General features: G+C 62.0%; 11 protein-coding genes. 8 read left to right on the forward strand and 3 right to left on the reverse strand.

What is annotated here, in order from left to right:
* The first annotated feature begins 113 nt into the window (after positions 1–113).
* Both gltB and KYT97_RS19810 read left to right on the forward strand, forming a co-directional pair.
* Entirely contained in the window at positions 114–4,712 is a 4,599-nt protein-coding gene (gene gltB, locus KYT97_RS19805) for a glutamate synthase large subunit (RefSeq protein WP_219110504.1), read from the forward strand.
* Positions 4,705–6,156 carry a glutamate synthase subunit beta gene (locus tag KYT97_RS19810; RefSeq protein WP_045066156.1) on the forward strand — a complete coding sequence of 484 codons (1,452 nt, stop codon included), beginning with the start codon at positions 4,705–4,707 and terminating at the stop codon, positions 6,154–6,156. Before gltB ends, KYT97_RS19810 begins: the two co-directional genes overlap by 8 nt.
* Positions 6,157–6,240: 84 nt before the next feature.
* Here KYT97_RS19810 and KYT97_RS19815 read toward each other — a convergent pair whose 3' ends face one another.
* Positions 6,241–7,005: a helix-turn-helix transcriptional regulator gene (locus KYT97_RS19815; protein ID WP_045066158.1), complete on the reverse strand. Its 765-nt coding sequence runs from the start codon at positions 7,003–7,005 to the stop codon at positions 6,241–6,243.
* An 87-nt stretch (positions 7,006–7,092) separates the two neighbouring features.
* Here KYT97_RS19815 and KYT97_RS19820 point away from each other — a divergent pair, with 87 nt between their 5' ends.
* The 3 genes from KYT97_RS19820 (at position 7,093) to KYT97_RS19830 (ending at position 10,271) form a co-directional block, all read left to right on the forward strand.
* On the forward strand, positions 7,093–8,259 hold the full coding sequence (locus KYT97_RS19820) for an LLM class flavin-dependent oxidoreductase (RefSeq protein WP_033235345.1): 1,167 nt from the start codon (positions 7,093–7,095) through the stop codon (positions 8,257–8,259).
* Entirely contained in the window at positions 8,256–9,308 is a 1,053-nt protein-coding gene (locus KYT97_RS19825) for a 2,3-butanediol dehydrogenase (protein WP_045066160.1), read from the forward strand. The genes KYT97_RS19820 and KYT97_RS19825 overlap by 4 nt, the downstream gene beginning before the upstream one ends.
* 66 nt (positions 9,309–9,374) lie before the next feature.
* Positions 9,375–10,271 carry a cutinase family protein gene (locus KYT97_RS19830; RefSeq protein WP_033235346.1) on the forward strand — a complete coding sequence of 299 codons (897 nt, stop codon included), beginning with the start codon at positions 9,375–9,377 and terminating at the stop codon, positions 10,269–10,271.
* On the opposite strand, the gene KYT97_RS19835 is transcribed toward KYT97_RS19830, so the two are convergent.
* Entirely contained in the window at positions 10,272–10,835 is a 564-nt protein-coding gene (locus tag KYT97_RS19835) for a DUF732 domain-containing protein (RefSeq protein WP_219110505.1), read from the reverse strand.
* Between the two features lie 200 nt (positions 10,836–11,035).
* Here KYT97_RS19835 and KYT97_RS19840 point away from each other — a divergent pair, with 200 nt between their 5' ends.
* Both KYT97_RS19840 and KYT97_RS19845 read left to right on the forward strand, forming a co-directional pair.
* Complete coding sequence (locus KYT97_RS19840) at positions 11,036–11,878, forward strand: hypothetical protein (protein WP_245005873.1); 843 nt, start codon at positions 11,036–11,038, stop codon at positions 11,876–11,878.
* 107 nt (positions 11,879–11,985) lie between these two features.
* Positions 11,986–12,690, forward strand: a complete 705-nt coding sequence (locus tag KYT97_RS19845) for a single stranded DNA-binding domain-containing protein (RefSeq protein ID WP_245005874.1) — start codon at positions 11,986–11,988, stop codon at positions 12,688–12,690.
* A 22-nt stretch (positions 12,691–12,712) separates the two neighbouring features.
* On the opposite strand, the gene KYT97_RS19850 is transcribed toward KYT97_RS19845, so the two are convergent.
* On the reverse strand, positions 12,713–13,618 hold the full coding sequence (locus KYT97_RS19850) for an SDR family NAD(P)-dependent oxidoreductase (protein ID WP_219110506.1): 906 nt from the start codon (positions 13,616–13,618) through the stop codon (positions 12,713–12,715).
* A 132-nt stretch (positions 13,619–13,750) separates the two neighbouring features.
* On the opposite strand from KYT97_RS19850, the gene KYT97_RS19855 reads away from it, so the two are divergent.
* On the forward strand, positions 13,751–15,376 hold the full coding sequence (locus KYT97_RS19855; protein WP_219110507.1) for an ABC transporter substrate-binding protein: 1,626 nt from the start codon (positions 13,751–13,753) through the stop codon (positions 15,374–15,376).
* The last annotated feature ends 19 nt before the right edge of the window (positions 15,377–15,395 follow it).

The raw sequence follows: 15,395 nt of genomic DNA on the forward strand, positions 1-15,395 counted from the left end.
ACCGACTGTGCCGGACACATCGTCGTGCCGGTGCTTACGAACTTGCATTGCAAGTTGATGACCATCAGCGTTGCTGGTCGTCGGTGCATATTTATGGCATACGAAGGCTGGGTATGAAGCAACTTCCAGGCCCCCAGGGCCTCTATCACCCGTCCAATGAGCACGACTCCTGTGGAGTCGCATTTGTTGTCGACATGAAGGGTCGCCGCAGTCGCGACATCGTCGAAAAGGCGATTACCGCTCTGGTGAACCTCGAGCACCGCGGCGCTGCCGGATCCGAACCCAACACGGGTGACGGCGCGGGCATCCTGCTGCAGGTTCCCGACAAGTTCTTCCGAGCTGTCGTGGACTTCTCGCTGCCCGCCGAAGGCGCGTACGCAACGGGTATCGCATTCCTGCCCCAGGGCGACGCCGAAGCTCACGAGGCTGCTGCCGCGGTCGAGAAGATCGTCGTCGAAGAGGGCCTGACGGTTCTAGGTTGGCGTGAGGTCGGAACCGACGACTCGTCGCTCGGCGCATTGGCGCGCGACGCGATGCCGACGTTCCGTCAGATCTTTATCGGTTCCGAGGGTGACAAGTTCACCGGCATGGACCTGGAGCGTCGTGCTTACGTCGTGCGTAAGCGCACCGAGCACGAGCTCGGCAGCGCGGGCGCAGGCAAGGGCGGCCCGGGTAGCGAGACGGTGTACTTCCCCAGCCTCTCCGGCCAGACCTTCGTATACAAGGGCATGCTCACCACCCCGCAGCTCAAGGGTTTCTACCTGGATCTGCAGGACGATCGTGTCGAGAGCGCGCTGGGCCTCGTCCACTCGCGCTTCTCCACCAACACGTTCCCGTCGTGGCCGCTGGCGCACCCGTTCCGTCGGGTCGCTCACAACGGTGAGATCAACACGGTCACCGGCAACGAGAACTGGATGCGCGCTCGCGAGTCCCTCATCGACAGCGACGTCTTCGGTGGCCGCGAGAACCTCGAGAAGATCTTCCCGATCTGTACGCAGGGCGCATCCGACACCGCTCGTTTCGACGAGGTGCTCGAGATGCTGCACCTCGCCGGCCGCAGCCTGCCGCACGCAGTTCTCATGATGATCCCGGAAGCCTGGGAGAAGCACGAGAGCATGGACCCCGCTCGTCGGGCGTTCTACGAATACCACTCGGCTCTCATGGAGCCTTGGGACGGACCGGCGTCGGTGTGCTTCACCGACGGCACCGTCATCGGCGCCGTGCTGGACCGCAACGGTCTGCGTCCGTCGCGTCTGTGGATCACCGAGGACGGTCTTGTTGTCATGGCGTCGGAGGTCGGCGTTCTGCCGATCGATCCGTCCACCGTCGTCAAGAAGGTCCGCCTGCAGCCCGGCCGCATGTTCCTTGTCGACACGGCTCAGGGCCGGATCATCAGCGACGACGAACTGAAGTCGGAACTCGCTGCCGAGCATCCGTACCAGGAGTGGATCGACGAAGGTCTGATCCACATGGACGATCTGCCGGATCGCCCGTACACGTACATGTCGCACGAGCGTGTCGTTCTGCGTCAGCAGCTCTTCGGTTTCACGAGCGAAGAGGTCAACCTCCTCGTCAAGCCGATGGCCCTCTCGGGTGCCGAGGCTCTGGGCTCGATGGGTACCGACACTCCGATCGCCGTGCTCTCCGCACGCCCGCGGATGCTGTTCGACTACTTCTCGCAGCTGTTCGCTCAGGTCACCAACCCGCCACTCGACGCTATTCGTGAAGAGGTTGTCACCAGCCTCGGTGCCACGCTCGGCCCCGAGGGCGACCTGTTGCACCCGAGCGCTGATTCCTGCAAGCAGATCGCGCTCCCGCAGCCGATCCTGCACAACGACGATCTGTCGAAGCTTGTTCACGTCAACGACGACGGCGAATTCCCCGGCTTCCGCAGTGTTGTCATCCGTGGCCTGTACCCCGTCAAGGAAGGCGGCGACGGTATCCGTCGTGCGCTCGACGGCATCAAGTACCAGGTTTCGCAGGCAATCGCGGGTGGCGCACGCCTCGTCGTGCTCTCGGATCGCGAGTCCACCGAGGATTACGCACCGATCCCGTCGCTGCTCCTGACCTCGGCTGTGCACCACCACCTGGTTCGCGAGAAGTCGCGCACCAAGGTCGGTCTCATCGTCGAGGCCGGCGACGCCCGCGAGGTGCACCACATGGCGCTCCTCATCGGCTTCGGTGCTGCCGCGGTCAACCCGTACATGGCTTTCGAGACCATCGACGAGTTCCTGCAGAACAAGGAACTCGAGGGTCTGACCCTCGAGAAGGGCATCGCCAACTACATCAAGGCAGCCGGCAAGGGTGTCCTGAAGGTGATGTCCAAGATGGGCATCTCGACGCTCGCGTCGTACACCGGTGCTCAGCTGTTCCAGGTCATCGGCCTGTCGCAGGAGCTGACGGACGAGTACTTCACCGGACTGCAGTCGCAGCTCGGCGGTATCGGCCTCGATCAGATCGCAGCCGATGTAGCTGCACGTCACCGCGTCGCGTACCTCGATCGTCCGGAAGAGCGCGCTCACCGCGAGCTCGAGGTCGGCGGCGAGTACCAGTGGCGTCGTGAGGGCGAGTACCACCTGTTCAACCCGGACACGGTCTTCAAGCTCCAGCATGCAACTCGCACCGGTCAGTACGAGGTGTTCAAGGAGTACACGACCATGGTCAACGACCAGTCGGAGCGCCTTGCGGCTCTGCGTGGTCTGTTCGACTTCAACATCGGCAAGCGGCCGTCGATCTCGATCGACGAGGTCGAGCCGGCCAGCGAGATCGTCAAGCGTTTCTCGACGGGTGCGATGAGCTACGGTTCCATCTCCGCCGAGGCTCACGAGACCCTCGCCATCGCGATGAACCGTCTGGGCGCTCGCTCCAATTCCGGTGAGGGCGGCGAACATCCGTCACGCTTCACGCCGGACGAGAACGGTGATTCGCGTCGCAGTGCGATCAAGCAGGTCGCGTCGGGACGCTTCGGTGTCACGTCGCACTACCTGACCAACTGCACCGACATCCAGATCAAGATGGCGCAGGGAGCCAAGCCCGGTGAGGGCGGCCAGCTTCCGGCTCACAAGGTGTACCCGTGGGTGGCCGAGGTTCGGCACTCCACGCCTGGCGTCGGACTCATCTCGCCGCCGCCGCACCACGACATCTACTCGATCGAGGATCTCGCTCAGCTGATCCACGACCTGAAGAACGCCAACCCGCAGGCCCGCATCCACGTGAAGCTGGTCTCCGAGGTCGGCGTCGGAACCGTCGCGGCCGGTGTCTCCAAGGCACATGCCGACGTCGTTCTGATCTCCGGTCACGACGGTGGCACCGGTGCCACCCCGCTGACCTCCGTCAAGCACGCCGGCGCACCGTGGGAGCTCGGCCTCGCCGAGACCCAGCAGACGTTGCTGCTCAACGGTCTTCGTGACCGCATCGTCGTGCAGGTCGACGGCCAGCTCAAGACGGGTCGCGACGTTGTTGTTGCTGCTCTGCTCGGCGGCGAGGAGTTCGGTTTCGCCACCGCACCGCTGGTGGTCTCGGGCTGCATCATGATGCGCGTCTGCCATCTCGACACCTGCCCCGTTGGTGTTGCGACGCAGAACCCGGTGCTGCGCAAGCGTTTCAGTGGCAAGCCGGAATTCGTCGAGAACTTCTTCATGTTCATCGCCGAAGAGGTTCGCGAGCTTCTCGCGGAACTCGGTTTCCGCACGCTGCTCGAAGCAGTCGGCCAGGTCGACATGCTGGACACCACACGCGCTCTCGATCACTGGAAGGGAAGCAAGGCAGGCAATCTCGATCTGTCGCCGATCCTCACCCAGGTCGAGTCCGCGTTCATGGATCAGGATGTCCACTGCACGGGCACGCAGGATCACGGCCTCGACAAGGCGCTCGATCAGCAGCTGATCGTCTCCGCACGCAATGCACTCGACAAGGGTGAGTCGGTCGTATTCGAGTCCGCGATCACCAACGTCAACCGCACGGTCGGCACCATGCTCGGCCACGAGGTCACCAAGGCGTTCGGTGGAGAGGGCTTGCCCGACAACACCATCGACATCACGTTCACCGGTTCCGCCGGTAACAGCTTCGGTGCTTTCGTGCCCCGCGGTATGACCCTGCGCCTGAACGGCGACGCCAACGACTTCGTCGGCAAGGGCCTCTCGGGTGGACGCATCGTCGTACGCCCGCCGCTCAACGCAGCGGAAGGCTTTGTCGCCGAGGACAACATCATCGGTGGCAACGTGATCCTGTTCGGCGCGACCAGCGGCGAGGCTCTGCTGCGTGGGATCGTCGGCGAACGCTTCGCAGTCCGTAACTCCGGCGCCACTGCCGTCGTCGAGGGTGTGGGCGATCATGGTTGCGAGTACATGACCGGCGGCAAGGTGGTCATTCTCGGTAAGACCGGACGTAACTTCGGTGCCGGCATGTCCGGTGGCGTCGCCTTCGTCTTCAATCCGGACCGTGATTTCGAAGCCAACGTCAACAGCGAACTGGTGGATATCGAGGACCTCGAGGGCGACGAGTACGTCTGGCTCAAGAGTGTCATCGAAAGGCACCGCGACGAAACAGGTTCCGAGGTTGCTGCGCGGATCCTCGCGGACTGGTCCCAGCAGGTGACCCACTTCGCCAAGGTGATGCCGCGTGACTACAAGAAGGTACTGATGGCAATCAAGGACGCCGAAATCCGCGGCGCAAACGTCGACGAGGCAATCATGGAGGCAGCTCGTGGGTGATCCAAGCGGTTTCCTGAAGCACGGTTCGCGCGAATTGCCGGTCCGTCGTCCCGTTCCACTGCGCTTGCTCGACTGGAAAGAGGTGTACGAGGAGTTCCCGAAGGAAAACCTCAAGACCCAGGCCAGCCGTTGCATGGACTGTGGAATTCCGTTCTGCCACAATGGTTGCCCTCTCGGAAACTTGATTCCCGAGTGGAACGACCTGGTGTACAAGGACCACTGGCACGACGCTATCGAGCGTCTGCATGCGACCAACAACTTCCCGGAGTTCACCGGTCGCCTGTGCCCCGCGCCGTGTGAGGCGTCCTGTGTCCTGGGCATCAACCAGGATCCGGTCACCATCAAGCAGGTCGAGGTCGAGATCATCGACAAGGCCTTCGACGAGGGATGGGTCAAGCCGGTTCGCGCCGCTCGTTCCACCAACAAGCGCGTCGCAGTTGTCGGCAGCGGTCCGGCCGGTCTGGCTGCAGCGCAGCAGCTGACCCGCGCCGGTCACGCAGTGACGGTCTTCGAGCGGGCTGACCGCATCGGTGGCCTGCTGCGCTACGGCATCCCCGAGTTCAAGATGGAGAAGCGCCACATCGACCGCCGTCTCGAGCAGATGGAAGCCGAAGGCACCGTCTTCAAGACCAACGTCAATGTGGGCGTGGACATCACGGCTGACGAGCTGCGCGAGCAGTTCGACGCAGTGGTTCTGGCCGGCGGCGCTACCGCAGCTCGCGACCTGCCGATCCCCGGCCGCGAACTCGACGGCATCCACCAGGCAATGGAGTACCTCCCGATCGCCAACCGCGTTCAGCTCGGTGATCTCGATGCTCCGACCATCGATGCCAAGGGCAAGAAGGTTGTCATCATCGGTGGCGGCGACACCGGAGCCGACTGCCTCGGTACCTCGCACCGTCAGGGCGCTGCCAGCGTCCATCAGTTCGAGATCATGCCGCGCCCGCCGGAGACTCGCGCCGAGCAGACTCCGTGGCCGACTTACCCGTTGATGTACCGCGTGGCTTCGGCTCACGAGGAGGGCGGCGAGCGCCTGTTCTCCGTCAACACCGAGAAGTTTGTCGGTGAAGACGGCAAGGTCACCGGCCTCAAGGCTCACGAGGTCGAGATGAAGTCGGGTCGCTTCGAGAAGGTCGAGGGCTCGGACTTCGAGCTCGAAGCCGACCTCGTGTTCCTGGCGATGGGCTTCGTCGGACCCGAAAAGCCGGGTCTGCTCACCGATCTCGGTGTCGACCTGAACGAGCGCGGCAACGTCGCCCGCACGTCCAAGTGGAACACCAACGTCGACGGTGTCTTCGTGGCCGGAGACATGGGCCGCGGTCAGTCCCTGATCGTCTGGGCCATCGCCGAGGGACGTTCCGCAGCAGCTGCTGTGGACACCTACCTCGAAGGTGAGACGGCGCTTCCGGCTCCGATCCTCCCGACGGCGGCTCCGCAGCGCTAGTCGCACGAGACGTACAAAACCGCACCCCACCACGACGGTGGGGTGCGGTTTTTCGTGAAGCCGGTCTATCCGAGTGGCGACTGATCAGAAAGATTGGCGTCGAACATCGATCGCCAGCTCGGTGCGGGACGCGCATCCGGTCGCAGCAAGGATTCGGCTGACGTACTTCTTGACGGTGTCCTGGGTGAGATTCAGTTGCCCGGCGATCGAGGCATTACTGCGGCCGTCGGCGACCAATGTTGCTACCTCTCGTTGGCGTGCCGTGAGCTTTGCAAACAGGTCGAGTCCTGGCAGGGTCTGGAGGCCGCGAGTGAGTATCGAGAGCTGCCGGGCCAAGAGTCGAAGAGCCAGAAGATCTTTCGGCCTTATCGCATCTTTGTCGGGATCGAACAGCCCGATCAGTGCATGCCCGCCCGCCGCGAGATCGAGGTGCATCGCAGTGATCGAATGCATCTGGTGCGGATGAAGATATTCGTGAACGTAAACCGCCGCAGGCTTGGGTAGCCCGCCCAACTCGGAAAGTGACGCGACTCTTGTCGATTGGAGCTGCTGCCGTGCTTGCGGGAGATTGAATACGTCGTGGCGTGCCCAATGTTCTTGGTAATTCGCCTTGATCGTCTCCCAGCTGCCGGAGCCGGAGCCGGCAGCTGTGACCGTGGCGTTCCGGTCGGTGAACTGGCTCTCGAAGGTGTCGCCTACGAAACAGGATGCGTGCCGGATGGGGAATGCTGCGGGTATCGCCTCGACTATGACGTCCCGGAACTCCGTCACCGTTCGCACCGAATCGCAGCGATCGAGGACTGCGAAAACCCGCTCGTATTCGACGGCGGTCAACGCGATGTCACTCACTGATGTCCCCCAAAGTGCACTGGTGCTGAGCTAGAACTAATTCTAGCGTCGTATCGACTGGTTCAATCGATATTGAGGAGTATTTCCATGGGCAGGCTACGTTTCGGTGCTTTCGTAGCACCGCATCATGCGGTTGGACAGAACCCGACGCTGGCGTTGCAACGTGACCTGGAGCTGGTGGAGCACCTCGATCGTCTCGATTTCGACGAGGTGTGGATCGGTGAGCACCACAGCGCGGGCAGTGAGATCATCGGCAGCCCCGAGATCTTCATCGCCGCAGCGGCAGAACGCACCAAACGGATCAAGCTCGGCACCGGTGTGACGTCGCTCAGTTACCACAACCCACTTTGGGTCGCGGACCGGTTGGTGCTTCTCGATCACCTCACTCGTGGCCGCGTAATGCTCGGTGTCGGTCCAGGTTCACTGCCGACCGACTCGTCGATGATCGGACTCGATCCCACGGAGTGCCGCGAACTGCTCGAGGACAACCTCGACATCGTGGTACGACTGTTGAACGGTGAGCGCGTCACCGCTAAGACCAAGACGCATAATCTGGTCGACGCGCAACTGCAGCTTCGTCCGTACTCGCACCCGATGTTCGACATCGTGGTCGCCGGCGTGGCCTCGCCGACCGGACCCCGGTTGGCCGGTAAGCACGGTCTGGGGTTGCTCTCGATCGGTGCGACCCTCACGCCGGAAGGCTTCGACGCGCTCGGTCATCACTTCGGGATCATGGAGGAACGTGCCACCGAGTTCGGTACCGTCGTCGATCGTGACCAGTGGCGACTGGTGTGCCCCATGCACATTGCGGAGACGGAAGAGCAAGCGCAGGAAGATGTGCGGTTCGGGCTCGGGGAGTGGATCGACTACTTCGGCAAGGTCGCGGCGTTCCCGCACTTCGGCTCCGGCGGCGCCGACATGGAACAGATGATCGCGTACATGAACCACTCCGGCATGGGCGTTATCGGAACTCCGGCTCAGGCGCGGGAACTGGTCGGCAAACTCGTCGAGCAGTCAGGTGGGTTCGGATCGATGCTGATCATGGGTACCGACTGGGCGAACCCCGCCGCAACTCGGCGCTCGTTCGAGTTGATCGCGCAGCAAGTGGCGCCGCACTTCCAGGGACAATCGCAGCCCACATTCGACGCGGCGACCAGGGCGGGCAAGGTACGCGAAAGTCACAACGAGGCACAACATGCCGCGATTGCGCACATGACAAAGAAGTACGAAGACGAATTGGCGGCAAAGGCATGAGGGCGGCTGTCCTGTATGGCGTCGACGACCTTCGCGTCGAGGATGTTCCGGAACCGGAACTTCGCGAGGGCTACGTGATGGTCGAGGTGGCGTTCAACGGCATCTGCGGCAGCGACCTCGGCTTGATTCACGCTTACGGGATTTCCGATCAGCCGCATCCCTTGACTGGCGCGTGTGGACCGCAGGTCCTCGGCCACGAATTCTCCGGAATCATCTGTGAGATCGGTGCCGGTGTCGTGGACGTGGCTGTCGGAGACCGAGTAGTGGTGGCGCCCAACTATTACTGTGGTCAATGCGCGCGATGCCGTAGCGGTCTCGAGCATCTGTGTGTAATGGCGGCCTTCCATGGGATCAACGCGCATGGCGGAGGATTGTCGGAGCGCACCGCAGTTCCGGCAAGTGCCGTGCATGTTCTTCCGGACTCCGTGACTCTCAGGCAGGGCGCGGTGATCGAACCGCTATCCGTCGCACTGCATGCGGTAGAGCTCTCCGGCGCGGCGGCAGGTCAGTTTGCGCTCGTCCTGGGAGCGGGGCCCATCGGTATCGCGACTGCCCTCAACCTCCGGGCCGGTGGAGTGGACCGGATTCTGCTGAGTGAGCCGTCGCCGGTACGCCAATCCGTGGCCACGAAGATGGGGTTCGACGTGATCGATCCCGGTATCGATGATCTGGCTGCGGCCGTCGCCCAGCGAACGGACGGGAACGGCGCCGACGCGGTGTTCGAATGTGCCGGTGTCGCAGCGACAGTCGAGAGTGCACTGGCATCGGTGCGAGCGCGCGGCGCAGTCGTCCTGGTAGCGACGTACAAGGAACCGCTCCAGTTCAACCCGTATGCGCTGATGTTGACCGAGGCACGAGTGATGTCGTCTCTCTCGTGTTCGCGTAAGGAATTCGAGAGCGTCATCGACCGGATGGCGTCGGGCGCTTATCCACTCGACCACTGGGTGGAATGTGTCCCCCTTGCGGACATCGTGGTCGAAGGAGTTGAGGCGGCGTCCGCTGGTCGCCGGATGAAAGTACTGGTTGAGGTCGCCACAGGAGGGCTCTGACCAAGTATGCTGCTCAAATATCTGCGGTGACTACAGGGGTCTGCCCGATCGGATGCGGGGTGTTTGATGGGTGCAAAGCGCTTTGTTGCGATGTTGTCGGTTGTTGCGGCCGCTGGTGTAGTGCAGGCCGTCGGCGCACCGACGGCGTCCGCAGCGCCCTGCCCCGAACTGTATGTCGTAGCGATTCCGGGAACGTGGGAGCCCTCAGGCGCTTCGCCCGGTGCAGGCATGCTCGCGCCGGTCACCAGTGGCCTCCCGTCGTCGGTGCGAACCGACTACGTCACGTACTCGGCCACCGCTTTCCCATGGGAATCGAATGTCTACGCCAGGTCGAAAAGGCAGGCGGTCGACAATGCGCGCGGCATGATCGGGGCGATGGCGGCGTCGTGCGGCGACACTCGATTCGCGATAGTCGGGTACAGCCAGGGCGCCGACGCGGCCGGCGACCTCGCAGCCGAAATCGGGACAGGCATCGGCGTCGTTCCGCCCAATCGTGTTGCGGGAGTCGGTCTGCTGTCCGATCCGCGTCGCGCCGAGTCCGATGTGTTGATCGGTCCGTGGGTTGGAGGTAACGGCGCCAGTGGTGCTCGCATCGGCGGATTCGGTTGGCTGTCAGCCGATACCGTCACTCTGTGTGCTGCGGGCGATCTGTACTGCTCGACGCCCGAAGACGATTTTGTGATGCGTCTGGCCGGCTTCATGGCGCAAGTTTCCGATCCCACTCCGGCAACGGCTCTCTCGTTGCGCGACGAGGCGGCTGTGATCGTGCGTGACTTGATCACTGCGGGTGGGCTTCCCGCTCTCATGGCGCAACTTGATCCCGGCGCCAACGATCGGCGTGTCGATCAGTTGGTCGATTTCTACGGGTCACAGGTTCATACCGACTACACCCGTTACGTAGTCGACGGTTCGGGCACCACCGCTACATCGTGGCTGCACAACTGGCTGGCCGGTAAAGCCTGATCAGCAATACGTGTTTTCTGCTGTCTCCACATAGATTTCGGCGATTCGCTGTGACGGCATCGGAGTGACCTGGGCATACACGTCGCCAACTGCCTTGAACTCTGCGAGCACCTCGGATCGCGGCATGCCCTGGGCGATGGCGTTGCAGGTTCCGTCGGCATAGAGGATCTCGGCGGAATCCATGCCGCTCGGGGGGATTCCCGCCAATCGCAGTGCCGCGAGGTAACGCTGACCTCGTTCACCGGCTCCGGCAACAATTTCGTCCGGTGAGCGCGCGTCGATGGGTGCACCGGCTTCGGTAACTGCCGGCGGCAACGGTTGTGCCGCAGTGGCTTCCGCAGAGGCTGGCGGCGGTGGCGCAAGCGCGGGCGTCGACTCCGCGGGAGTGGGTGGCACCGTCTCGGAGGGCGCTGTTTCGGAGCTTGCCGCAGATGAGGCTGCCGCAACAACGGCGTTCGACGTTGGAGAAGCAGAACTTGTTGTCTCAGTTGCTGATTCGTTGCCACAGGCCGCGAGAAGCAGGCTGGCGGCAGCAAGGCACGTGATCAGAAGTCTGGTGTTCATCGCCAGTGAGTGTTACACATCGTCTCGGGTAGTTTGGGCGTTTTAAGGAAATTTCCTTTTACCCTTCCTTCGGGTCGAAATGCCGTGTTATAACTCTCTTAGTTGTTACTTGTGAGTAAGAACATTCCCCTGCGGCCCAGTCGCCCAGCAGAACACAAGCAGCGACAGTCCATTTCTCGACCTCGACCAGGGAGTCATCTGTGCGGAATTCTCACAAGAAAACAAGCATTCGCGCGACTGTAGTTGCGGGCACTGTCGGCGTAGTTCTGGCGATATCGGCTCCGATGGCGTCGGCTCAAGATCCGGTGGCCGAGTCGATTCCCGGCGCGGCTGTTTGTCCGGCGACCGCCGAATCCTGTGTGTCCGTTGTGGTCAACAGCGGGACCTTCAACAACAACGGGTTCAACCTGCCCATTGGTGACGGTGACATGATCATCGCGGCAGAAGCTGGGGCGGGCGAGGGTGTGAGTACTGTTCTTCTGCCACGCGATGACGGTCATTTCGGTGTTTACGCCAAGCCGATGACCGTGCCGGGTGGTGTGCTCGGTATCGATCTTCCGTTCAACAATCTATTCGGTTTGGCGGGCGTCACGGCTGAAGTGCAGGCGGTGGGCGTGCCCGTCTTCAACGATCTGATCACCAACATGGATATCAGCCTCCCGGTTCGGATGAAGATCAACAACGCTTTCCTCGGCAACAACTGCTACCTGGGATCCGAAACGGCGCCGGTGAACTTCCACCTCACGCCTACGGCTGAATCCAGTCCGGCTTTCGAAGTAGCGCCGTCGGGGGCGTTGAAGGTTAGCCCCGTCAAGAGTGCGACAACCGATTTCGCTATTCCGTCTGCCAGTGGTTGTGGCCCGTTCGGAGTGTTGAATCCGATCGTCAATTGGCGCGCCAAGGCGCCGGCAACTTCGGGTACGTCGCTCAATACGGTGTCCACGGCATACCTGTTCCCGGGCGGTATCGACGGATCTGATCCGCTCGACGACCTCGGTGGTGGAACAGGCTCACTCGGGTCGAGCGGTAGCTCGGGTTCCTGACCGTTCTTGCCGCGCTTCGGCTTCGGTTGCCTCATATTTGCCCGTAGCTCAGTATTGTCAGCGGAAGTCATTGTCTGCTGTTCACTACATACGGGGGAGATTCATCGATGAATCATGTTCGAGTTCTGACTTGGGCGGCTGCAGGTGCTGTGGGAGTAGCAATATTCGCTGGCGCACCTGCAGTTGCCGAACCTTTGCCTCCGGTGCCATCGGTGGTAGCGGTCAATTCGATCGAGCTCGTTCGCTCGCTGCCAATCGGCGCCGAGGTTACGGTGTCGGGAATTGCGACTACGTCATCCGGGGATTTCGAATCCAGCTTCTATGACAAGGGATTTGGTCTCCAGAGCGGCAATTCGGGCATTTATGTCAGTGATCCTGACAACTCGGTTGTGACTGTTGGTGACCAGGTCGAGGTCAGTGGTGTTCTCGCGGATCAGGAGGGCCTGCTTGTCATTCGTCCGAGCGTGGTCACGCGTCTTGGTTCCGCCCCGGCGGTACGGCCGGAGCGGTTGCCGCTCAGTGCAATCGGCGAGAGCAGTGAGGGACGGCTTGTCACGGTGTCCGGCATCGTCAGCGCGCCGGTCATCGACGATCTGCCGTACGGACACAAGATCTTGGTGTCGGGAGCGGGAGGAAACACTGTCATCTTCGTGAACACGCAGGCGGGTCTCGACCCGGCGTCCATTCTGGTTGGCCGACCGATCACCGTGACCGGCTTCAGTGGGCAGTACGCGGACACGTATGAAGTGCTTCCCCGATCGAAAGACGACGTCCGACAAGGATTTACGGGAAGTCTTTCATTCGGGAGCTAACAGCCGCCTCATAGAGCCCGCCTCATAGAGCATTGATGCGGGCTCCGACGCGCATGGAACTCGGGTAGAACCGGCTGAGTCGGTACCCGAGTTTCGCTTCGGGGGTGACGGGCACAATTGCCTTGTTGGTTCGCACTGCCTTGACGATTGCGCTTGCCACCCGGTCGGGCGTGAAGTTTCGTCGACGGTAGAAGTTGTCCGCCTTCGTTTGGTTTCGAAGTTGTTCCGCTGCAGTGGTTCCGGCAAACTCGGTGGTCTTGACGATGTTGGTGTCGACAATCCCCGGGCAGATGGTGCTGACGCCGATTCCGTGCGGAAGTAGTTCTGCGCGCAGGCAATCGGAAAGCATGAACACTGCGGCTTTGCTGGTCGAGTAAGCGGTCAACGCTTTTTGGGGTGTGTATGCCGCGGCGGACGAGAGGTTGACGATGTGTCCGCCGGAGCCGCGTTTGATCATCATCGGTGAGAAGGCGCGGCAGCCGTACACAACTCCCCAGAAGTTGATGTTCATGACTCGCTCGAACTGGGCCACAGTGGTGTCTGCGAAGGTTCCCGAAAAACCGATACCGGCATTGTTGACGACGATGTCGGGAACTCCGTGGTGTGCGGCTACGGTTTCCGCGAATCGAGTCATGGCGTGCTCGTCGGAAACGTCCACGTGATACGCGTGTGCGCCTCCACCGAAGACGGCTTCGGCTCCGCCGGCGCTCGCGGGTAGGTTGATGAGTGCGGCTGTGTCCTGGGCGCTTTCGAGGTTGACGTCGCACACAACGACGATTGCGCCCTCGGCGGCAAAAGCGAGCGCGGTCTCGCGGCCGATGCCACTGCCGGCTCCGGTGACAACCACGAGTGTTCCGGTGAGGTCGCGTAGGCGTCGCTGCAGCTTTGCTCCGCGTCGCCAGCTCCCGATGTCCTTCAGTAGTCCCATGCGGTTCAGTCTCATGTGTTTCCCCCGTCGTTTTGCGCAGCTTAGGCTATTTTGCGAAACACTGTGTCTCAGGTCACAAACTGTGAGAACTTCGCTTCACACCGCAGTTGTACGACCGACCTGGAGGTTTCGATGAGCCGCAATTCCCGATCAGGTAGTCGCCGCGCGGCAGCTGCCGCATTGGCGATCACCGCAAGTTTGTTCCTTGCATCATGTGCTGGAAATGACGACAACGAGGGCGGGGGCGGAGGCGAGTCGGCTGATTCCGGGTCGTCGTTGAAGATCGGAATGGTCAACGAGCAGGCTGATCCCGGATCGCCCACCAAGGGCGGTACTCTCACGTTCAGCGGCTACTCGCCGGTGACGACGCTCGATCCGGCCAAGGCTCAAGTGAGCGGCTCCACCGGTGGTAGCGAGCTCAGTGCAATCTACGACGTGCTGATGCGATACGACCCCATCGAGCAGACGTTTGAACCGCAGCTGGCGGAGTCGCTCGAGCCGAATGCGGAAAGCACAACGTGGACGTTGAAGCTGCGCGACGGTGTGACGTTCAGCGACGGAACACCTTTCGATGCGCAGGCCGTCACGGCGAGTATCAACCGGTACATGACCAACAAGGGACCGCAGTCGGGGTTGTGGATTGCCAAGGTCGCCTCGATGGACACGCCGGATGCAACGACGGTCGTCTTCAACCTGGTTGATCCCTGGACGGGAATCGAGCCGATGCTCTCCACCGGCCCCGGAATGATCGTCGCTCCGGCTGCGCAGCAGGGTGATCAGTTCACGCCGATCGGCGCCGGTGCGTTCACGCTCGAGAAGTTTGCTCCCAACGAGGAAATGCTGCTCGCTGCTCGTCCCGATTACTACGGCGGCGCGCCGAATGTCGACAAGCTCAAGATGGTCAGCATTCTCGGTGCACAGCCCACCTCCGAGGCGTTGAAGTCCGGTGGCATCGACGCCGCCTACATACGAACGTTGGGGCCGATCCTCGATCTGGTGGAGTCCGACTACCCGGGATTCATCGACATTCCCTCGCTCGGCTACATCGCAAACGTCAACATGGCCCCTGGTCGACCCGGGGCGGATCTGCGTGTGCGCCAAGCGATGGCATACGCCGTCGATCCGGCCACCCTTGATGTCCGGGCCAATGACGGCAAGGGACTTCCGGGTCAGGTGATCTTCCAGGACACGTCTCGCTGGCACAACGATGTCGCTCCGATCGGTGTGGATCCGGCCAAGGCCAAGGAACTGCTCGATCAGGCGAAGGCGGACGGTTACAACGGCAAGATCAGCTACCTCACCATGCAGGAGCCGTCGGCGCAGGCCACGGCACTCGCTGTGCAGGCCATGCTCAACGCCGTCGGGTTCGACGTCCAGATCGAGAACGTCAACAATGTCGGTGACCTGGTCAAGCGGATGTACGCCGATCGCGACTACGACATGGCGACCGCTGCTCTCAACCTCACCGAGGCGGACCCCTCCGAACGTCTCTACACGGGCCTCAAGACCGGTGGGCGTAACAACACCACGGGTTACTCGGACGCCGAAATGGATCAGTTGCTCGACGAGTTGGGTGTTGCAATCAGCGACGACGACAAGAAGGCCGTCCTCGTGAAGATTCAGGAACGCGCCAACGAAACCCTGCCGTGGCAGGTGTGGGGCACCGGACCGGCTTTGGACGTGTGGAACCAGAATGTGCACGGACTTCAGCCGAGTATCGACGGGATTCTGCTCTTCGACGAGGTGTGGAAGAAGTAGGGGCTACGCCCCCGTGCGC

Source organism: Rhodococcus globerulus, from assembly GCF_019334125.1.
In the GTDB taxonomy this organism is placed as follows: domain Bacteria; phylum Actinomycetota; class Actinomycetes; order Mycobacteriales; family Mycobacteriaceae; genus Rhodococcus_F; species Rhodococcus_F globerula.